17 protein-coding genes and 1 riboswitch are annotated in these 21258 nt (G+C 34.7%); of the genes, 10 read left to right on the forward strand and 7 right to left on the reverse strand.

What is annotated here, in order from left to right:
- Positions 1-411: 411 nt before the first annotated feature.
- From HMPREF3267_RS05130 to rpmH, 6 genes are all read right to left on the reverse strand, one after another.
- A complete protein-coding gene (locus HMPREF3267_RS05130; protein WP_002492074.1) occupies positions 412-1251 on the reverse strand; it encodes a ParB/RepB/Spo0J family partition protein in 840 nt (279 codons plus the stop codon).
- A gap of 42 nt (positions 1252-1293) precedes the next feature.
- On the reverse strand, positions 1294-2016 hold the full coding sequence (gene rsmG / locus HMPREF3267_RS05135) for a 16S rRNA (guanine(527)-N(7))-methyltransferase RsmG (protein WP_062078405.1): 723 nt from the start codon (positions 2014-2016) through the stop codon (positions 1294-1296).
- A complete protein-coding gene (mnmG, locus tag HMPREF3267_RS05140) occupies positions 2013-3893 on the reverse strand; it encodes a tRNA uridine-5-carboxymethylaminomethyl(34) synthesis enzyme MnmG (protein WP_002479206.1) in 1881 nt (626 codons plus the stop codon). The genes rsmG and mnmG overlap by 4 nt, the downstream gene beginning before the upstream one ends.
- A 52-nt stretch (positions 3894-3945) precedes the next feature.
- Positions 3946-5325, reverse strand: a complete 1380-nt coding sequence (gene mnmE / locus HMPREF3267_RS05145; protein WP_062078403.1) for a tRNA uridine-5-carboxymethylaminomethyl(34) synthesis GTPase MnmE — start codon at positions 5323-5325, stop codon at positions 3946-3948.
- A 149-nt stretch (positions 5326-5474) separates the two neighbouring features.
- The gene (rnpA, locus tag HMPREF3267_RS05150) at positions 5475-5822 is read right to left on the reverse strand and encodes a ribonuclease P protein component (RefSeq protein WP_002461042.1); all 348 of its coding nucleotides are present in this window, start codon (positions 5820-5822) and stop codon (positions 5475-5477) included.
- Positions 5823-5901: 79 nt separating this feature from the next.
- Positions 5902-6039, reverse strand: coding sequence for a 50S ribosomal protein L34 (gene rpmH / locus HMPREF3267_RS05155; RefSeq protein ID WP_000240855.1), 138 nt, complete (start codon positions 6037-6039; stop codon positions 5902-5904).
- A 650-nt stretch (positions 6040-6689) separates the two neighbouring features.
- Here rpmH and dnaA point away from each other — a divergent pair.
- The 6 genes from dnaA to gyrA all read left to right on the forward strand — a co-directional run bounded on the left by dnaA (position 6690) and on the right by gyrA (position 15844).
- Complete coding sequence (gene dnaA, locus HMPREF3267_RS05160; protein WP_062078399.1) at positions 6690-8057, forward strand: chromosomal replication initiator protein DnaA; 1368 nt, start codon at positions 6690-6692, stop codon at positions 8055-8057.
- Between the two features lie 286 nt (positions 8058-8343).
- A complete protein-coding gene (gene dnaN, locus HMPREF3267_RS05165; RefSeq protein WP_002461039.1) occupies positions 8344-9477 on the forward strand; it encodes a DNA polymerase III subunit beta in 1134 nt (377 codons plus the stop codon).
- Positions 9478-9827: 350 nt separating this feature from the next.
- Complete coding sequence (yaaA, locus tag HMPREF3267_RS05170; RefSeq protein WP_002461038.1) at positions 9828-10070, forward strand: S4 domain-containing protein YaaA; 243 nt, start codon at positions 9828-9830, stop codon at positions 10068-10070.
- Positions 10067-11182 (forward strand): DNA replication/repair protein RecF, encoded by a 1116-nt coding sequence (gene recF / locus HMPREF3267_RS05175; protein WP_002479200.1) that lies wholly within the window; start codon positions 10067-10069, stop codon positions 11180-11182. Before yaaA ends, recF begins: the two co-directional genes overlap by 4 nt.
- A 9-nt stretch (positions 11183-11191) precedes the next feature.
- Positions 11192-13126, forward strand: coding sequence for a DNA topoisomerase (ATP-hydrolyzing) subunit B (gene gyrB / locus HMPREF3267_RS05180; protein WP_002461035.1), 1935 nt, complete (start codon positions 11192-11194; stop codon positions 13124-13126).
- A 36-nt stretch (positions 13127-13162) separates the two neighbouring features.
- On the forward strand, positions 13163-15844 hold the full coding sequence (gene gyrA / locus HMPREF3267_RS05185) for a DNA gyrase subunit A (RefSeq protein ID WP_062078397.1): 2682 nt from the start codon (positions 13163-13165) through the stop codon (positions 15842-15844).
- 156 nt (positions 15845-16000) lie between these two features.
- Here gyrA and HMPREF3267_RS05190 read toward each other — a convergent pair whose 3' ends face one another.
- Entirely contained in the window at positions 16001-16819 is an 819-nt protein-coding gene (locus tag HMPREF3267_RS05190) for an NAD(P)H-hydrate dehydratase (protein ID WP_002461032.1), read from the reverse strand.
- A gap of 521 nt (positions 16820-17340) precedes the next feature.
- On the opposite strand from HMPREF3267_RS05190, the gene serS reads away from it, so the two are divergent.
- From serS to HMPREF3267_RS05210, 4 genes are all read left to right on the forward strand, one after another.
- Positions 17341-18624 (forward strand): serine--tRNA ligase, encoded by a 1284-nt coding sequence (gene serS, locus HMPREF3267_RS05195; RefSeq protein ID WP_002479198.1) that lies wholly within the window; start codon positions 17341-17343, stop codon positions 18622-18624.
- 293 nt (positions 18625-18917) lie between these two features.
- Positions 18918-19613, forward strand: a complete 696-nt coding sequence (locus HMPREF3267_RS05200; protein WP_002461029.1) for an AzlC family ABC transporter permease — start codon at positions 18918-18920, stop codon at positions 19611-19613.
- Positions 19610-19939: an AzlD domain-containing protein gene (locus tag HMPREF3267_RS05205; RefSeq protein ID WP_002479197.1), complete on the forward strand. Its 330-nt coding sequence runs from the start codon at positions 19610-19612 to the stop codon at positions 19937-19939. Before HMPREF3267_RS05200 ends, HMPREF3267_RS05205 begins: the two co-directional genes overlap by 4 nt.
- Before the next feature lie 88 nt (positions 19940-20027).
- Positions 20028-20126, forward strand: a riboswitch (SAM riboswitch).
- Between the two features lie 66 nt (positions 20127-20192).
- A complete protein-coding gene (locus HMPREF3267_RS05210) occupies positions 20193-21161 on the forward strand; it encodes a homoserine O-acetyltransferase MetX (RefSeq protein WP_002479196.1) in 969 nt (322 codons plus the stop codon).
- Positions 21162-21258: the final 97 nt, after the last annotated feature.

A 21258-nucleotide genomic window follows, 5' to 3' on the forward strand; every position in this document is an offset into this window, starting at 1 on the left:
AAACGTACCGTTTACTATTAATATAAATCGTAATTTCTAAATTGTAAACAGGGCAAATGAAAATAAAAACAGTTAGGGATTTAACTGTAACGAAACATCATTGAAACACCAAAATCTTTTCTTCGAGTATGATTTCCACACTCTCATTAATATGTTAAGAAATCTTATTTAAAGGTATTAAAGCTGAAAGTTCTATTCGTAACGGATGTTGCCTTTGATACATAAGACACCGTATTCATTTAGTTAAGTGACATCTATTAAATGATACAAATATGCTTTATTTTTAAACGTAATTCGATATAAAAAGACATGCTAATACAAAATATTATAAACAAATAAGCCAGTAAATGAATTTTTGTAAACTCATTTACTGGCTTATGTTTCTTGGAACGATATCCCAATCTGTATTATCTAGTGTTTATATATTTTAATTTTAATTTCATAGTAATCATCGTGATCTTTATCACGATGTTCTACTCGAATACCTGACTGTTCGATTGCTTGGATGCTCTTACCCACTTCATCCCTAGCTTGCGTTAAATCATGCGAAAACTGAAATGTTTGTGCTGTAACCTTTTCTGGTCCTACTTGTTGCTTGACTCGTGCTTCTGTTTGTTTAACATTAAGCTTTTGTTGAATGACTTGTTCAATGAGCTGTTCTTGTACTTCATTAGACAGAGGTAAGACTGCTCGTGCGTGTCGTTCAGTAATTTTACCTTCTCTAAGGCGCACGATAACTTTAGGTGCTAATTTCAACAGACGTAACTTATTGGCAATAAAGCTTTGGCTTTTCCCCAAACTCTTAGCTAATTCACTTTGTGTTGTATTACCTATTTCAAGTAATTTTTTATAGGCTTCCGCTTCTTCTACTACAGATAAGTTCTCTCTCTGAATATTTTCAATTAAAGCAACTACGGCCGTTTCCTCATCACTCATGTCACGAATAATGACATCAGCATGTGATTTTTGTAACGATTGCAATGCCCTAAAACGTCGTTCTCCAGCAATAATTTCATACATGTGCTCTTCAATTGGTCTTACAACAATGGGTTGTAACAAACCATGTTCATCAATCGATTCAGCAAGTTCTTTTAATTTACTAGGGTCAAAAACCTGTCGTGGTTGATAACGATTAGGCACAATACGTTCAATTTGAATGGATTCAACATTAGAATTGCGATCTTCTTCAATATAGCCAACAATGTCTTCTTTATTTTTTAAACCAAATAATTTTGAAAAAGGCTTTTTCATTATCCATTCGCTCCTTCTCATTTGAGGTTATTTTAATCTGTTTTATTTTTCAAGTAAAGGAGATTTATTAGGTGTACCAGGTTTTCTCGGATACTTTTTAGCTGTTTGTCGTTGTTTATCGATAACAATCATTTGTCTTTCACCAGCATTTTCAGGTAAGTCAAAATTGAATGTCATTGCTAGTTTACCGCCTAAAACGTTAATAGCAAATTGCGCTTCTTCGAGTTCTTCGCCACCTTTTGACGACTTCAATGCAATAAACTGACCGCCTTTTTTCACAAGAGGTAAGCATAATTCACTAAGTACCGTTAAACGAGCCACAGCCCTTGCTGTTACAATATCATAAGACTCCCTGTAGACACCTTTACCAAAGGTTTCTGCACGATCATGAATAAAGCTAACATCTTGTAATTCTAGCTCACTAGCTAAATGATTAAGAAATTGAATGCGCTTATTCAGTGAATCAACAATTGTAACTTTCAAAGTTGGATAAACGATTTTTAATGGAATGCTAGGAAAACCAGCTCCTGCACCAACGTCACAAACAGTTAATGGTTGATTAAAATCATGATAAAAACTTGGTGTAATAGAATCATAGAAATGTTTTAAATAAACATCATGTTCATCGGTAATACTTGTTAAATTCATCTTTTCATTCCACTCAACAAGTAATTGATAATACGTTTGAAATTGTGCTTGTTGTTTTTCAGTCAATACAATATCGTGTTCTTTTAATTTCTCAGTTAACCATTTTACAGTGTTCATTCGCTTTTCACCCTTTGCAACTTACCTTGTTCTAAATACACAAGTAAAATTGAAATATCTGCAGGATTAACACCTGAAATACGTGATGCTTGTGCGATATTCAATGGTTTAACCTTGGCTAATTTTTCACGTGCTTCCGTTGCCAAACTATCGACTTTACTATAATCCAAGTCTTCTGGAATTTTCTTTTGTTCCATACGTTTCACTTTTTCTACTTGTTGTAATGATTTATTGATATAACCTTCATATTTTGTTTGTATTTCAACTTGTTCAGCAACTGCTTCAGGCAATTGATGTGCTTCTCCTAAAATTTCTAAAATAGTATCATACGTCATTTCAGGACGACGTAATAAATCAATAGCTAGAATACCATCTTTAAGCTGAGAACCTCCATGTGCTTCAATCACAGATTGCGTATGTGCATTTGGTTTAATGCGAATATGAGTTAAACGGTCAATTTCATCTTGAATTTGTTGACGTTTTTCATTAAAACGTGCATAGCGTGCTTCAGAAATCATACCTAATTCATAGCCTATGTCAGTTAAGCGTAAATCAGCATTATCATGACGAAGTAATAAGCGATATTCGGCACGAGAAGTTAATAAACGATATGGTTCATTGGTACCTTTAGTTACCAAATCATCAATTAACACACCAATATATGCATCTGAACGACTTAGAATTTTTTCACCTGTGCCTAGCACTTTTCCTGCAGCATTAATACCAGCCATAATACCTTGGCCAGCCGCTTCTTCATATCCAGACGTACCGTTAATTTGTCCTGCAGTATATAGGTTTTTAATCTTTTTCGTTTCTAATGTAGGCCATAATTGAGTTGGCACAATCGCATCATATTCAATTGCATAACCTGCACGCATCATATCAGCTTTTTCAAGACCAGGAATGGTTTCTAACATTTGACGTTGTACGTGTTCAGGAAGGCTTGTAGATAACCCTTGAACATATACTTCATTCGTATTGCGACCTTCTGGCTCTAAGAATAACTGATGGCGTGGTTTATCATTAAAGCGCACAAACTTATCTTCAATTGAAGGACAATAGCGTGGTCCTGTACCTTTAATCATACCTGAATACATCGCTGATAAATGTAAATTATCATCGATGACTTTATGTGTTTCGCCATTAGTATAAGTTAACCAACATGGCAATTGATCTAAAATATATTCCGTTGTTTCAAAGCTAAATGCTCGACCTACATCATCACCCGGTTGAATTTCTGTTTTAGAATAATCGATGGTTTTCGCATTAACACGTGGTGGCGTTCCAGTTTTAAAACGAACTACTTCAAAGCCGAGTTCTCTTAAATTATCTGCTAACGTAATAGATGGCAATTGATGGTTCGGCCCACTTGAATATTTCATATTTCCTAAAATAATTTCACCACGTAAAAATGTTCCTGTAGTAATGACTACTGCTTTAGCATGATATTCTGTACCAATATTTGTACGCACACCTTTAACTACATTATCTTCAATAATTAAATCATCAACCATACCTTGCATAATATCTAAATGTGCTTCGTCTTCAATAACGCGTTTCATTTCTTGTTGGTATAGCACTTTGTCAGCTTGAGCGCGTAGTGCTCTTACTGCAGGTCCTTTACCTGTGTTTAACATGCGCATTTGAATGTGTGTTTTATCAATTGTTTTCGCCATTTGGCCACCTAACGCATCGATTTCTCTTACCACGATACCCTTTGCTGGCCCACCAACTGATGGATTACATGGCATAAACGCTATATTATCTAAATTGATGGTTAACATTAATGTTTTAGCGCCACGACGCGCAGAAGCTAAACCTGCTTCAATACCTGCGTGACCAGCACCAATAACAATCACGTCATAATTTTGTGTCATGATTCAACCTCCCTTTTCCATTTACATATTTATAGACTACCAATCCACTTATTTATTTTCCTAAACAGAATTGACTAAATAACTGATTAATAAGTTCATCACTAGCTGATTCACCAATGATTTCACCTAAAATTTCCCATGTTCGTGTTAAATCTATTTGTACCATATCCATTGGAACGCCAGATTCAGCAGCGTCAATAGCATCTTGAATTGCATGTCTTGCCTGTTTGAGCAATGCGATATGACGTGAATTAGAAACATATGTCATATCTTGATTTTGAACATCGCCACCAAAAAATAAATCTCGTATTTGAATTTCAAGTTCATCTATACCTTCTTGTTTAAGCATAGATGTTTGTATCAATGGTTTATTACCAATCATTTCCTGAACTTCTTCAATGTTTAATTGCTGTGCTAAATCTGTTTTATTAACAATTACGATAACATCTTCATTTTTAATTACTTCAAATAAAGTACGATCTTCTTTTGTTAAAGGCTCATTATAATTAAGGACAAACAAAATTAAATCGGCTTGACTTAAAGCTTTACGAGAACGTTCAACACCTATTTTTTCTACTATGTCTTCTGTGTCTCTAATACCTGCTGTATCAACTAATCTTAATGGTACGCCTCTTACGTTAACGTATTCTTCTAACACATCTCGTGTTGTTCCTGCAACTTCGGTCACGATTGCTTTATTATCTTGAATAAGGTTGTTAAGCATTGAAGACTTGCCTACGTTTGGCTTACCAACGATGACTGTTGATAAACCTTCTCGCATGATCTTACCTTGAGCACCTGTCTCTAATAACTTGTCAATCTCGGCTTTAATATTTTTAGATTGTTCCAATAAAAATTCGGTCGTAGCATCTTCGACATCATCGTATTCAGGGTAATCGATATTCACTTCTACCTGTGCCAATATTTCTAAAATAGATTGTCGCTGTCGTTTTATTAAATCACTTAAACGCCCTTCAATTTGATTCATCGCAACTTTTGATGCGCGGTCTGTTTTAGAGCGAATAAAATCCATAACTGCTTCTGCTTGTGATAAGTCTATCCGTCCATTTAAAAAGGCACGCTTAGAATATTCTCCTGGTTCAGCCATCCTTGCACCATGAGTCATAGTCAATTCTAACACGCGATTAATGGTCAATATGCCGCCGTGACAATTAATTTCAATGATATCTTCTCTAGTAAACGTTTTAGGCGCACGTAATACAGATATCATTACTTCTTCTACTACTTCATTCGTCTCAGGATCAACAATATGACCGTAGTTTATCGTATGAGAATCGACTTCAGCTAATTTGTATTTCCCTTTATAAAGCTTATCACCGATTTCAATTGCTTGTGGTCCTGATAGTCTGACTATTCCAATAGCACCTTCTCCCATAGGTGTCGAAATACTAGTAATTGTATCGAAATCCATAACGCTACTCGCCTCCTTATTCAAGTAAAATTTCATTTTAACATTGTAAATTGTTTCATTTTAAATTGCGAGTATCCCGCTTTATATCTTTAGGTAAGTGTTCGGTTTGTCTGACGTTAGACTTACGGATGTATAATTATTTCGTCTTGCTAAATTTTTTTATTAAATACTTTAGCTATTTTTAAGACATGTTCCAAACTACTTTGAATTTCTAAAGTCGTCATATTTTTAGCTGGATGCCTAGCAATAACAATGATGTCTTTGGCAATAATATCTTGTTTGTGTACTTTAAAATTCTCTCTGATCGCACGTTTAATCTTATTGCGTATCACTGCATTCCCAATCTTCTTAGAAACACTGATACCTAAGCGAAAATGAGCTATCTGATTCTGATATGTGTATACGACAAATTGTCTGTTTGCTACTGACTTTCCATGGCGATAAATCAATTGAAAATCAGCATTTTTTTTAATTCGATATGCTTTTTCCACGTCCACATCACTCGCTTAATTCATTATCTTATTTTAATATAATACATTCTAAACGAAAAAAAAGACCACTGATGAATCAGTGATCTTATGCTGATAAAACTTTGCGACCTTTACGACGACGACGCGCCAATACTTTGCGGCCGTTTTTAGTGCTCATACGTTTTCTGAAACCGTGCACTTTACTGTGTTTACGTTTATTTGGTTGATAAGTACGTTTTACCATGCAAAACACCTCCATCTTTAACTAATAACTAACTCTTTTCATTCACCTGAGCCAATGAAACTGATTATTTTAATAGATAAATATCATTTCTGTTTATCAGAAATCTTCATTTGTTTTCGTTTTATCTAGTCATAATTCAAGCAACTACTACAATATAACAAAATACTTTTTATAAAGCAAGATAGTTTTAGCTGAACACCAAAAATATTTTCATCACAGTTTCAATGAAAATAAACACTACATATATTTCAATTTAAAAGCAATCAGTATAATTATTTCCCGTAACTGTTATCGTCAAAATATGAGACGTGCATAAGTTATCCACTTATACACAAAAACAACCAAATAAGTTGTGGATAATTTTGCAGTTATGCACATAGTTACGCTCGATTTAACCACATATTCACAGTTATTTGACATGTTCTAAGCTTAACAATTATAATTGTGTGGATAAGTTGCTCGAATATTGATTTTATAAGGGGTTATTTATTCAAATTATATACAATTTGGTTGTGAATAAAGAGATAAACTAAGTGAGTTATCCACTATTTGTGATTAACTTGTGGATAATTATTAACATATTGTGATTATCTTTATCCACCATACTGAATTTTGTGTATAAGTCAAAATTAAAGAAAGATGGAGTTTTTATGTCAGAACAAGAAATCTGGGAAAAAGTTTTAGAAGCAGCAAAGTTACATATTTCAGAAACAAGCATGAACACCTTTTTAAAAGATTCGGAACTATACAAAATTGAAAATAATACAGCAATTGTGCTTGTTGGTTATGAATTTTATGCTAGTTGGCTCAACCAAAAGTACTCAGCCATATTCGAATCCATCTTTTCAGAGATAATGGGATTAGATATTACACCTAAGTTTCTTACAGCCGAACAACTTGCTGAAATTGTTAGTGAAGGGGATTCAGCATCTAAAAAAGCGCCTACATCATCAAAAGCTAAAGCAGAGGATGAACATGACGCGCACGTAGGTACTGATCAATTTAATACACATAATACCTTCGATACATTTGTCATTGGGCCAGGTAATAGATTTCCGCATGCCGCAAGTTTAGCAGTTGCTGAAGCGCCTGCCGAAGCATACAATCCTTTATTTATCTATGGTGGTGTTGGACTAGGTAAAACACATTTAATGCATGCAATTGGACATCATGTTTTAAGTAATAATCCTAATGCCAAAGTGCTTTATACTTCTAGTGAAAAATTTACAAATGAATTTATCAAATCTATTCGTGACGGCGAAAATGAAGCCTTTCGTGAAAAATATCGAAATATTGATGTGCTGTTAATCGATGATATTCAATTTATTCAAAACAAAGAGCAAACACAAGAAGAGTTCTTCCATACATTCAATGAATTACATCAAAATAATAAGCAAATCGTTATTTCTAGTGACCGTCCTCCAAAGGAAATCGCTAAATTGGAAGATCGCTTACGCTCGCGCTTTGAATGGGGATTAATCGTTGATATTACACCACCAGATTATGAAACACGTATGGCAATCTTACAAAAGAAAATGGAAGAAGAAAACTTAGAAATACCAATGGAAGCCTTAAACTATATAGCTAATCAAATTCAATCAAATATTAGAGAATTAGAAGGTGCACTAACCAGATTATTAGCTTATTCTCAGTTGCAAGGACGACCTATTACTACTGAACTCACTGCTGAAGCACTCAAAGATATCATTCAAGTTCCAAAATCTAAGAAAATAACAATACAAGATATTCAAAAAGTTGTTGGCCAGTACTATAGTGTACGGATTGAAGATTTTAGTGCAAAGAAACGTACCAAATCCATTGCATATCCAAGACAAATTGCAATGTATCTGTCTCGCGAACTTACTGATTTCTCATTGCCTAAAATAGGTGAAGAATTCGGAGGACGTGACCATACGACAGTTATTCATGCGCATGAGAAGATTGCAAATGATATTAAAGCCGATTCAACTTTCAAACAAGAAGTAGAAAATCTTGAAAAAGAAATTAGGAATCAATAAGTGGGAAATTATTTTCATTGTTTAGCTATAGATTAGCCCGTCAATTTATGGGAATATATAACTGTAATATTTCTTAAATGAGACTATATATTTAAAATACGATAATGTGATTTTGTGGATAATGTGTAAAAGTCATACACACAGTACACAGTTTATCCACATGTGCATAACTTAGCTATCATCAATGATTGAGAAACTTATCCACTAATCCACAAGCCCTACTACTATTACTATGAATTTAAAACCTATATAATTATATATAAACGACTGGAAGGAGTTTAATTTAATGATGGAATTCACAATAAAACGAGATTACTTTATTACACAACTCAATGATACGTTAAAAGCAATCTCACCTAGAACAACATTACCGATTTTAACTGGTATTAAAATTGATGCTAAAGATAATGAAGTGATTTTGACCGGTTCAGATTCAGAGATATCTATTGAAATTACAATACCCAAACAAGTAGATGGTGAAGATATTGTTACCATTTCTGAAACTGGTTCAGTTGTACTTCCTGGTCGTTTCTTCGTTGATATCATTAAAAAGTTACCAGGAAATGAAGTTAAACTATCTACAAACGAACAATTTCAAACACTTATTACATCTGGACATTCTGAATTCAATCTTAGTGGCTTAGATCCAGATCAATATCCACTATTACCACAAGTTTCAAGAGACGATGCGATTCAACTATCGGTTAAAGTACTAAAAAATGTGATAGCACAAACGAATTTCGCAGTGTCCACCTCAGAAACACGACCAGTATTAACTGGGGTTAACTGGCTTATACAAGATAATGAATTAATATGCACAGCAACCGATTCACATCGTTTGGCTGTTAGAAAATTGCAGTTAGAAGATAACTCAGAAAATAAAAATGTTATCATTCCAGGAAAGGCTTTATCTGAATTAAATAAAATTATGAGTGATAGTGAAGAAGATATTGATATCTTTTTTGCACAAAACCAAGTTTTATTTAAAGTTGGCCATATCAACTTCACATCTCGTTTGTTAGAAGGACATTATCCAGATACAACACGCTTGTTCCCTGAAAATTATGAAATCAAATTAGGCATTGATAATGGTGAGTTTTATCATGCGATTGATCGTGCGTCATTATTAGCACGTGAAGGTGGAAATAATGTCATTAAATTAAGTACAGGAAATGACGTCGTTGAATTATCTTCAACATCTCCTGAAATTGGTACAGTTAAAGAAGAAGTAAATGCAACCAATGTTGAGGGCGGAAATTTAAAAATTTCATTTAATTCTAAATACATGATGGATGCGTTAAAAGCCATCGATAATGATGAAGTAGAAATAGAATTCTTTGGAACAATGAAACCATTCATTTTAAAACCTAAAGCCGATGACTCAGTAACACAGCTTATCTTGCCAATTCGCACATATTAAAACACATAGCGTATATGATTTAGTTCAAATCAAACAAAAGAGAGCAATCTTGCTTTCTTTTGTTTATCAATGCTTCATATAAAGCCTCTAAGAGCTTAAATTAGAGGCTAATTTTTAATTTATGATGAAGTTTTAGTAAATATGTTAAACGCGTTGTATGCCCCTTTAAAATGCAAAAAAACGATATAAGCTACTTTAAACCTCTACTTATTCTCATTTTTACTGTATTGCATCATTTTTTATTGTAAATAACAAAATAAATTATTTGTTAAGCGCTTACACACTTTCTTTTAAATGAAATTTCCTGATAAAACAGGTATAATATACTAATGATATGAAAAAGAAACGGAGTGATTAATTTGGTTCAAGAAATTGCTGTTGCAGGAGACATTACTTTAGGTCAATTTTTGAAGACTGAGGGTATTATTGAATCTGGTGGACAAGCAAAATGGTTTCTCCAAGATGTTGAAGTCTTGATTAATGGAAGTCGAGAAACACGTCGTGGTAAAAAATTAACACATCATGATCGCATTGCTATTCCAGAAATTTCTGAAATAGACGACTTCATTATCATTCATCAAGGTGAACAATGAAATTAAAAACACTCCAATTAGAAAACTATCGTAACTATGAAGCAGTTACGTTAAATTGTCATCCAGAAGTGAATATCCTTATTGGTGAGAACGCTCAAGGGAAGACGAATTTACTTGAATCAATTTATACTTTGGCATTGGCTAAAAGCCACCGTACTTCAAATGACAAAGAGCTTATACGTTTTAAAGCTGAGTATGCTAAAATAGAAGGTGAGCTAAATTATCGCCACGGAACAATGCCACTAACAATGTTTATAACTAAAAAGGGCAAACAAGTTAAAGTGAACCACTTAGAACAAAGTCGACTAACTCAATATGTCGGTCATTTAAACGTGGTTCTTTTTGCACCTGAAGATTTAAATATTGTTAAGGGGTCTCCACAAATAAGACGTCGATTTATCGATATGGAATTAGGACAAATATCAGCAGTATATCTGAATGATTTGGCTCAGTATCAGCGTATTCTTAAACAAAAGAATAATTACTTAAAGCAGTTACAATACGGACATAAGACGGACGTCACTATGTTAGAAGTCCTAAATCAACAGTTTGCGCAATATGCATTAAATGTCACTTTAAGACGCGAGCATTTTATTCATGATTTAGAAGCTCTAGCACAGCCCATCCATGCGGGAATAACAAACGATAAAGAAGCGTTATCACTTAATTATTTACCAAGTATTAAATTAAGTGATACAAGCCAAGATGAATCTATTTTATTGTCAGAAGTAATTACGTTTTTAAATGACAATCTTGATAGAGAAATTGATCGTGGTGTTTGTCTTTTCGGTCCGCATAGAGACGATTTGGGATTTAATGTAAATAGCATGGATGCACAGACTTATGGTTCACAAGGTCAACAACGTACGACGGCGTTATCAATTAAACTAGCAGAAATTGAATTAATGAATATTGAAGTTGGGGAATATCCAATCTTATTACTGGATGACGTTTTAAGTGAATTAGATGATTCGAGACAAACACATTTATTAAGTACGATTCAACATAAAGTACAAACATTTGTAACGACAACATCGGTAGACGGTATCGACCATGACATTATGAATAATGCAAGGTTATATCGCATTAAACAAGGTGAAATTATTAAGTAACAGAAAGTGATGGTGACTACATTGTCAGATGTAAACAACACAGATAACTATGGTGCTGGACAGATACAAGTATTAGAAGGTCTTGAAGCGGTTCGAAAAAGACCAGGTATGTATATTGGCTCGACTTCAGAAAGAGGTCTACATCATTTAGTTTGGGAAATTGTAGATAATAGTATTGATGAAGCTTTAGCAGGATATGCAGATCAAATAGAAGTAATTATTGAAAAGGATAATTGGATTAAAGTAACGGATAATGGCCGTGGCATTCCAGTTGATATTCAAGAAAAAATGGGGCGCCCAGCAGTTGAAGTTATCTTAACAGTCTTACATGCCGGCGGTAAATTTGGCGGCGGAGGCTATAAAGTTTCGGGTGGACTTCATGGTGTAGGATCTTCAGTTGTAAATGCGTTATCCGAAGACTTAGAAGTCTATGTACATCGAAATGAAACGATTTACCATCAAGCTTATAAAAAAGGTGTCCCTCAATTTGATTTAAAAGAAGTTGGGGAAACAGATAAAACAGGTACGGTGATTCGCTTTAAAGCGGATAGCGAAATTTTTACCGAAACAACAGTATATGATTACGATACATTGCAAAAGCGTATTCGTGAGCTAGCCTTCTTAAATAAAGGTATTTCTATCACATTAAAAGATGAACGTGATGATGAAGAACAACGAGAAGATACATATCATTACGAAGGCGGTATTAAATCATATGTTGAGTTAATGAATGAAAATAAAGAGCCGATTCATGAAGAACCGATTTATATTCATCAAATGAAAGATGATATTGAAATCGAAATAGCCATTCAATATAACAGTGGTTATGCGACGAATTTATTATCTTATGCGAATAATATACACACGTATGAAGGCGGAACGCATGAAGATGGTTTTAAACGTGCACTAACACGTGTGTTAAATAGCTATGGTACAAAAAGTAAGATTATTAAAGAAGACAAAGATAGATTGTCAGGTGAAGATACACGAGAAGGTTTAACGGCCGTAGTGTCAATCAAACATGGTGATCCACAGTTTGAAGGACAAACAAAAACAAAATTAGGAAACTCAGAAGTACGTCAAGTGGTAGATAAACTATTTTCTGAGTATTTCGAGCGCTTCTTATATGAAAATCCAAATGTGGCACGCATCATTGTTGAAAAAGGAATTATGGCTTCACGTGCACGCGTTGCAGCTAAAAAGGCGCGAGAAGTAACACGCCGTAAATCACATTTAGAAATTTCAAGCTTACCAGGTAAATTAGCAGACTGTTCAAGTAAAAATCCTGATGAAAGTGAAATCTTTATTGTAGAGGGTGACTCTGCCGGGGGGTCTACGAAAGAAGGTCGTGACTCTAGAACACAAGCAATTTTGCCGTTAAGAGGTAAAATCTTAAATGTTGAAAAGTCACGTTTAGATCGCATATTAAACAATAACGAAATTCGCCAAATGATTACTGCATTTGGTACTGGTATTGGTGGAGAATTTGATATTTCAAAAGCACGTTATCATAAAATTGTTATTATGACGGATGCTGATGTTGATGGTGCGCATATTAGAACGTTATTATTAACATTCTTCTATCGCTTTATGCGTCCACTTATCGAAGCAGGTTATGTTTATATTGCGCAACCACCATTATTTAAGTTGACGCAAGGTAAACAAAAATATTATGTCTTTAATGATAAAGAATTAGATAAATTAAAATCAGAGTTAAGCCCAACACCTAAATGGCAAATTTCTCGATATAAAGGTTTAGGAGAAATGAACGCAGATCAACTTTGGGAAACAACGATGAATCCAGATAATCGTATGATGTTACAAGTAAGATTAGATGATGCCATTGAAGCGGATAAAACATTCGAAATGTTGATGGGTGACGTTGTGGAAAACCGTCGTCAATTTATTGAAGATAATGCGGTATATGCAACTTTAGATTTCTAAGCACTATGAAATGAACTTTTGAAGGAGGATTTCTTGATGGCTGACTTACCACAATCAAGAATTAATGAACGAAATATAACCAGTGAAATGCGAGAATCATTCTTAGACTACGCCATGAGTGTTATCGTTTCACGTGCTTTACCTGATGTTCGAGATGGTTTGAAACCTGTACACAGACGTATACTATACGGTTTAAATGAACAAGGTATGACACCAGATAAACCATATAAGAAATCAGCACGTATCGTGGGTGATGTAATGGGGAAATATCACCCTCATGGTGACTCGTCAATTTATGATGCAATGGTTAGAATGGCGCAAACGTTTAGCTATCGTTATCCGCTCGTAGATGGTCAAGGTAACTTTGGTTCTATGGATGGTGATGGCGCTGCAGCAATGCGTTACACCGAAGCAAAAATGACTAAAATTACGCTAGAACTTCTTCGAGACATCAATAAAGACACGATTGACTTTTTAGATAATTATGATGGTACTGAAAGAGAGCCGGCAGTCTTACCAGCACGCTTCCCTAACTTATTAGTTAACGGTGCATCAGGTATTGCAGTAGGTATGGCTACTAACATTCCTCCACATAATTTAACTGAAGTCATTGATGGTGTGTTAAATCTCAGTAAGAACCCAGACATAACCATTGCTGAATTAATGGAAGATATTAAAGGTCCGGACTTCCCAACCTCTGGTATAATTTTAGGGAAAAGTGGTATTCGTCGTGCATATGAAACAGGTCGAGGTTCCATTCAAATGCGTGCACGCGCAGAAATTGAAGAACGTGGTGGCGGTCGTCAGCGTATAGTCGTCACAGAAATTCCTTATCAAGTTAACAAAGCTCGTATGATTGAAAAAATTGCTGAATTGGTACGTGATAAAAAAGTAGACGGTATTACTGATTTACGTGATGAAACAAGCTTACGCACCGGTGTAAGAGTTGTAATTGATATTCGTAAAGATGCTAATGCCAACGTAATTCTAAATAATTTATACAAGTTAACGCCATTACAAACATCATTTGGTGCGAATATGATTGCCCTTGTTGATGGGCGACCTAAGTTAATTAACTTAAAAGAAGCATTAGTACAATATTTAGAACATCAAAAGGTTGTTGTACGTCGTCGTACAGAATATAACTTAAGAAAAGCAAAAGATCGTGCCCACATCCTTGAAGGTTTACGTATTGCGTTAGATCATATTGATGAAATTATTAGCACTATCCGCGAGTCAGAGACGGACAAAGTGGCAATGACTAGCTTACAAGAACGCTTTAAGTTAACTGAGCGACAAGCTCAAGCAATTTTAGATATGCGTTTGCGCCGTTTAACTGGATTAGAACGAGATAAAATCGAAGCGGAATATAATGAATTATTGGCATATATCGATGAACTTGAACGAATTTTAGCTGATGAAGAGGTCTTATTACAATTAGTGCGTGATGAACTGACTGAAATTAAAGAGCGTTTTGGTGATGAACGTCGTACGGAAATTCAGTTAGGTGGCATTGATAATATTGAGGATGAAGACCTCATTCCTGAAGAACAAATCGTGATTACGTTAAGTCATAATAACTACATTAAACGATTACCAGTATCAACTTACCGTGCTCAAAATAGAGGCGGCAGAGGTGTGCAAGGTATGAATACATTAGAAGAAGACTTTGTTAGCCAATTGGTTACGTTAAGTACACATGACCATGTGCTCTTCTTTACGAATAAGGGTCGTGTCTACAAACTTAAAGGCTATGAAGTACCAGAATTATCTCGCCAATCCAAAGGTATTCCAGTCGTTAATGCAATAGAACTTGCGAATGATGAATCAATCAGTACCATGATTGCCGTCAATGACTTAGAAAGCGAAGGTAACTATTTAATCTTTGCTACTAAAAATGGTATTGTGAAGCGTTCAGCATTAAGTAACTTTTCACATATCAATAAAAACGGTAAAATTGCGATTGGCTTTAAAGAAGATGATGAACTTATTGCGGTACGCTTAACAGATGGTCAACAAGATATCTTAATTGGTACAGCACATGCATCACTTATTCGTTTTGCAGAAACATCGCTACGTCCACTTGGTCGTACAGCTGCCGGTGTTAAAGGTATCACTTTAAGAGAAGGAGATACCGTAGTAGGTTTAGATGTTGCTCATTCAGAAAGTGAAGATGAGGTCTTAGTCGTTACTGAAAATGGTTATGGTAAACGTACGCCAGTAGGAGAATATCGCTTGTCTAATCGTGGTGGTAAAGGTATTAAGACTGCTACGATTACGGAACGAAATGGTAACGTTGTTTGTATCACTACAGTTACTGGAGAAGAAGATTTAATGATTGTCACAAATGGTGGCGTTATTATTAGATTAGACGTTCAAGATATTTCACAAAATGGTCGTGCTGCACAAGGTGTAAGATTAATGCGTTTAGGTAATGAACAATTTGTATCAACTGTTGCTAAAGTACAAAATGATTCAGAAGATGATGAACAGAGTGAAGCAATGACAGATGATAATAAATTAACTAACGATAGTGAAGAAGTCATTGAAAATAGTGCACCAGGTGATGCAATTCATACAGAGGCACCTGAAGCAGAACATGAAGATAATGACAATACATCAAATGATGATCGTATTGATGTTAGACAAGATTTTATGGATCGTGTGAACGAAGATATAGATCATAGTGATGCAACTGAAGATGATCATGAAGAATAAATTGGTATAAAAAGAAAACATAGTAACGCTCTAGAGTTGCTGGAATAGTAGTGCAGTTGGCTGACTTGTCAGTACCCTTTTAGGGCTGGCCAGTATGAAAGGCTTATAGCCGCAAAACAAACCACCCGTGTGAACGGGTGGTTTTAATTTAAAATCTTATGCTTTAACTTCTAATTCTTTCATGACATATGGAATCTTACTGATTAAAGTTGAAGGTGGTACAACGTACATTTTTTCAGAGAGTTTTTCACCAATGTAGCTATGTGTATATGTGGCACTTGTGACAGCGTCTTTATAGTTATCAAATTGTCCTACAAAGCTTGTAATCATACCTGCAAGTGTATCACCCATGCCACCTGTAGCCATTGCTGGGCTACCAATAGTAAGCTTGTAATCTTCTTCTTTGAAATAGATTTCTGTACCATGTTTTTTTAAGACAACTGTTGCACCAAGTTTATCAACTGCTTCGCGATTACGTTCGTAAGTTTGTTCTTCAATTGGAATACCACTTAAACGTTCCCATTCCTTTTGATGTGGCGTAAATATAACGTGACATGTCGGAATTTCTGGTTTAAGCTTGCTAAAAATTGTAATTGCATCGCCATCAACAATCAAGGTTTGATGAGGCTGAATATTTTGTAAAAGGAATGTAATCGCATTGTTGCCTTTAAAATCACAACCTAGCCCTGGACCAATCAGGATACAATCGGTATTTTCAATCATTTTAGTCAACATTTTAGTGTCATTAATATCGATAACCATGGCTTCTGGGCAACGTGAATGCAACGCTGAATGGTTTGTAGGATGTGTTGCGACCGTAATCAATCCACTACCACTAAAAACACAAGCGCGTGCTGCTAGCATAATTGCGCCACCTAAATTTACTGTTCCACCAATGAGTAATATTTTGCCGTAATCACCTTTATGTGTTTCATCTTTTCTTTTAGGGATATTAACTGAATTTAACGTTTCCATTATATATCCTCCTTTAACCTATACTTTAACTGTATGATAATGATTAAATGTCTATTTTTTCTATATATTCTAAGTCCTATAAATACAATAGAAAATACTATACCTGTAATCGCATTTCGTCAATAGATTTTGTAATGAATTCAAGTAGAAGAAAAAGTGGCAATTTTGTAAATATTATTATCTATACAAGTTATGGCTTAGAATTTAACTTGAAATGTGAAAGATACTTTGCTATATTGAAATTAACTTAATAAGTTATTGTTCGTAGGATAAGTAGTATAAACATGTTGATTTCAGAGAGCTTGTGGTAAAAGTGTGAACAAGTAATCACTATTTATATGAATCTACCTACTCATGTGAGCAATCGGTAATACCGTTATAATAGTGAAGTGCAATTGATGCTTTAGCATGAATTGTTAAATAGGGTGGCAACGCGTAAAGACCACGTCCCTTGTCTAGGGATGTGGTCTTTTTTGTGTTTTGCTGCACTATATATAAATTTTGGGAAGGATGAATATTACATGTTAGATATTAGATTATTTAGAACTGAGCCTGAAAAAGTTAAGGATAAAATTAAACTACGCGGGGATGATCCTAAAGTAGTTGATGACGTGCTTCAATTAGATGAACAACGCCGTAAATTAATTGGTCAAACTGAAGAAATGAAAGCGAATCGCAATAAAGTAAGTGAGCAAATTGCTGAAAAGAAACGCAATCAAGAAAATGCGGATGATGTTATTAAAGAAATGCGTGAGCTAGGCGATAAAATTAAAGAAATTGACACTAAACTTAACGAGATTGATAACAAGATCAAAGATACATTAATCCGCATTCCTAATTTAATCCATGATGATGTGCCACAAGGGGCTTCTGATGAAGAAAACGTAGAACTTAAAAAATGGGGAACGCCACGTGACTTCGACTTTGAGCCAAAAGCACATTGGGATTTAGTTGAAGAATTAAACATGGCTAACTTTGAACGTGCTGCAAAAGTATCAGGTGCGCGTTTTGTTTATTTAACAAAAGACGGTGCACAATTGGAACGTGCTTTGATGAACTATATGATTACGAAACATACAACACAACATGGTTATACTGAAATGATGGTTCCTCAGTTAGTAAATGCTGATACAATGTTTGGTACTGGACAATTACCTAAATTTGAAGAAGATTTATTTAAAGTAGAAAAAGAGGGTCTATACACAATACCTACAGCAGAAGTACCATTAACAAACTATTATCGTGATGAAATTATTCAACCAGGTGTCTTACCTGAAAAATTCACTGGCCAATCTGCTTGTTTCCGTAGTGAAGCTGGATCTGCTGGTAGAGATACAAGAGGTTTAATCCGTTTGCATCAATTCGATAAAGTTGAAATGGTTCGCTTTGAAAAACCAGAAGATTCTTGGAATGCACTAGAAGAAATGACAACGAATGCGGAAGCGATTTTAGAAGAGCTTAAATTACCATATCGTCGTGTTATTCTGTGTACTGGAGACATTGGATTCAGTGCTGCTAAAACATATGACTTAGAAGTATGGTTACCAAGTTATAATGATTATAAAGAAATTAGTTCATGCTCAAACTGTACAGATTTCCAAGCGCGTCGTGCAAATATTCGATTCAAACGTGATCATGCTGCTAAGCCAGAATTAGCACATACTTTAAACGGTAGTGGACTTGCTGTAGGACGTACGTTTGCGGCAATTGTTGAAAACTATCAAAATGCTGACGGTTCAATTACTATTCCAGAAGCTTTAGTGCCATTCATGGGCGGTAAAACAGAAATTAAACCAGTTAAATAAATAGCGTTATTTGTTGACGCATCGTTATATGTCATAGATTAAATCATCATACAGGGAAAGATTGAGAAAGATACGAACTCAATGGTTTCCCTGTTTTTTTAATGATAAGTTATTTGAATGCGAGTAGTCTAAATAATTATCAGAAAAATTTATTAAAATTAAAGGTACTTATATAAAGATTTTTAGACATTCGTTTGTCTAACGTCAGACAAACGGTAGTATAAAAGGATTGATACAGTTCTAGTGTTATATTAGACTTATCTTGATTATTAAATAAAAAGAGGAGGCATAAAATGGATACACATCTTTCCTTTAAACAAGGTGTTAAAGAATGTATACCTACATTATTAGGTTATGCAGGTGTAGGTATTTCTTTTGGCATTGTAGCTGCATCACAACATTTTAGTTTATTAGAAATTATCCTTTTATGTCTGATTGTTTATGCGGGAGCAGCTCAGTTTATTATTTGTGCGTTAGTCATTGCAGGTACACCGATTACAGCAATTATCGTGACGACGCTTATTGTCAATTCACGTTTTTTCTTATTATCAATGACACTTGCACCCAATTATAAGCAATATGGGTTATGGAATAGGGTAGGGCTATCTTCAATATTGACAGATGAAACATTTGGCGTGGCTATTTCACCTTATTTAAAAGGTGAAAAAATTAATGATCGCTGGCTTCATGGCTTAAATATTACGGCATATGTCTTTTGGACGATTGCGTCGATTGGCGGTGCCGTGTTTGGCAAATTTATAAGTAATCCTGAAGTTTTTGGACTAGATTACGCTATTACAGCAATGTTTGTCTTCTTAGCTATTGCGCAGTTTGATGCTATTACCAATTCTAAACTTAAAATATACATTGTTTTAATCATCTCTGTTATTGTCATGATGTTTATCTTTAGCTGGTTTATGCCAACTTATGTGGCAATATTATTGTCTGCTATCATTGCTTCGACATTAGGGGTGGTGATGGAACGATGACAACGTCTTGGTATATGTTTGCTATTATCTTTTTTAGTGGTTTAGTTACTTTGATAATTCGAATTGTGCCTTTTATTATGATTACACGCATACAATTATCTGAGAAGGTTGTTAAATGGCTGTCTTATATTCCTATTACACTGTTTACTGCATTAGTTGTAGACGCTATGATAAAACAACCATCGCACGGCTTAGGCTTTACTATTAATTTATCATTCGTGATTATTACGATTCCGACTATTGTTGTTGCTTTTATTTCACGCAGTTTGACCATAACAGTTGTGACAGGCATTGTGTTAATGGCGGGGCTTCGTTTATTCTTTTAACCTATACTAAATCGCAGTAAGGCATTGCAGTTATCATATTTTTTAGATAAAATAAATTTAAATTTAACTTAATAATAGACATAAATATATCTTATTATGAGAAGCTGAGGGATTTGGCCCAGTGACGCTTCAGCAACCGACAGTAATGCACGGTGCTAAAACCAACGAGATACTCGAATGATAAGTCAATGACCGCTTCTTACTTCATTTAGAGTAGGAGCGGTTTTTTATATTATTTAAAGGAGGAGTAGTCATGATAAATTATACTGTCGATACTTTGGAACTTGGAGCATTTACTACAGAGTCTGGCGAAAAAATAGAAAATTTAAAACTGCGATATGAGCATGTAGGTTATCAAGGGCAGCCTTTGGTTGTGGTTTGCCATGCCTTAACTGGAAATCATTTAACGTATGGAACCAATGAACAGCCAGGTTGGTGGCGTGAAATTATCGATGGTGGTTATATGCCAATTCATGATTATCAATTCCTAACGTTTAATGTGATAGGAAGCCCATTTGGCTCTAGCTCACATCTTACAGACCAACATTTTCCTAAGAAATTGACTTTAAGAGATGTTACCAAAGCAATAGAATTAGGAATTCAAGCATTAGGTTTTAACAAGATTAACATATTAATTGGTGGAAGTCTTGGCGGGATGCAAGTGATGGAATTACTATATAATCGGCGATTTGTTGTTGATAAAGCAGTAATTTTAGCAGCCACCGATAAGACATCATCATACAGTCGTGCATTTAATGAGATTGCTCGTCAAGCCATTCATATCGGTGGTAAAGAAGGTTTGAGTATTGCAAGACAATTAGGATTTTTAACATATCGTTCATCTAAAAGTTATGATGAACGCTTTACTCCTGATGAGGTAGTCAATTATCAACGTTACCAAGGTGATAAATTTAAAGAACATTATGATTTGGATTGCTATTTAACTATGTTAGATGTCTTAGACAGTCATAACGTTGACCGTGGTAGAACAGATGTTGATGAAGTATATCAAGCTTTAGATACTAAAGTACTGACAATGGGATTTATCGATGATTTACTATATCCAGATGACCTGGTACAGCAATTAGGCGCACGCTTTAAATATCACCGTCATTTCTTTGTTCCAGATAATGTTGGACATGATGGCTTTTTGCTTAATTTTAATAATTGGGCACCTAATTTATATCATTTTTTAAAGGTATCAACATTTAAACGTAAATGAAGTGACAATCATGGATATTGAGGTAAGACATACGACTGTGTAAAATGTCTAAAGATAAGCTAATTTAGACATTTAAATGAAAGTTACTATGCCAATA

The organism is Staphylococcus sp. HMSC62D11, assembly GCF_001839145.1.
GTDB lineage: Bacteria > Bacillota > Bacilli > Staphylococcales > Staphylococcaceae > Staphylococcus > Staphylococcus lugdunensis.

What these genes read in the sequence shown, in the direction of transcription:
- HMPREF3267_RS05130 (WP_002492074.1), bottom strand. Translation starts at nt 1,251, where the DNA reads ATGAAAAAGCCTTTTTCAAAATTATTTGGTTTAAAAAATAAAGAAGAC.
- rsmG (WP_062078405.1), bottom strand. Translation starts at nt 2,016, where the DNA reads ATGAACACTGTAAAATGGTTAACTGAGAAATTAAAAGAACACGATATT.
- mnmG (WP_002479206.1), bottom strand. Translation starts at nt 3,893, where the DNA reads ATGACACAAAATTATGACGTGATTGTTATTGGTGCTGGTCACGCAGGT.
- mnmE (WP_062078403.1), bottom strand. Translation starts at nt 5,325, where the DNA reads ATGGATTTCGATACAATTACTAGTATTTCGACACCTATGGGAGAAGGT.
- rpmH (WP_000240855.1), bottom strand. Translation starts at nt 6,039, where the DNA reads ATGGTAAAACGTACTTATCAACCAAATAAACGTAAACACAGTAAAGTG.
- dnaA (WP_062078399.1), top strand. Translation starts at nt 6,690, where the DNA reads ATGTCAGAACAAGAAATCTGGGAAAAAGTTTTAGAAGCAGCAAAGTTA.
- dnaN (WP_002461039.1), top strand. Translation starts at nt 8,344, where the DNA reads ATGATGGAATTCACAATAAAACGAGATTACTTTATTACACAACTCAAT.
- recF (WP_002479200.1), top strand. Translation starts at nt 10,067, where the DNA reads ATGAAATTAAAAACACTCCAATTAGAAAACTATCGTAACTATGAAGCA.
- gyrB (WP_002461035.1), top strand. Translation starts at nt 11,192, where the DNA reads ATGGTGACTACATTGTCAGATGTAAACAACACAGATAACTATGGTGCT.
- gyrA (WP_062078397.1), top strand. Translation starts at nt 13,163, where the DNA reads ATGGCTGACTTACCACAATCAAGAATTAATGAACGAAATATAACCAGT.
- HMPREF3267_RS05190 (WP_002461032.1), bottom strand. Translation starts at nt 16,819, where the DNA reads ATGGAAACGTTAAATTCAGTTAATATCCCTAAAAGAAAAGATGAAACA.
- serS (WP_002479198.1), top strand. Translation starts at nt 17,341, where the DNA reads ATGTTAGATATTAGATTATTTAGAACTGAGCCTGAAAAAGTTAAGGAT.
- HMPREF3267_RS05200 (WP_002461029.1), top strand. Translation starts at nt 18,918, where the DNA reads ATGGATACACATCTTTCCTTTAAACAAGGTGTTAAAGAATGTATACCT.
- HMPREF3267_RS05205 (WP_002479197.1), top strand. Translation starts at nt 19,610, where the DNA reads ATGACAACGTCTTGGTATATGTTTGCTATTATCTTTTTTAGTGGTTTA.
- HMPREF3267_RS05210 (WP_002479196.1), top strand. Translation starts at nt 20,193, where the DNA reads ATGATAAATTATACTGTCGATACTTTGGAACTTGGAGCATTTACTACA.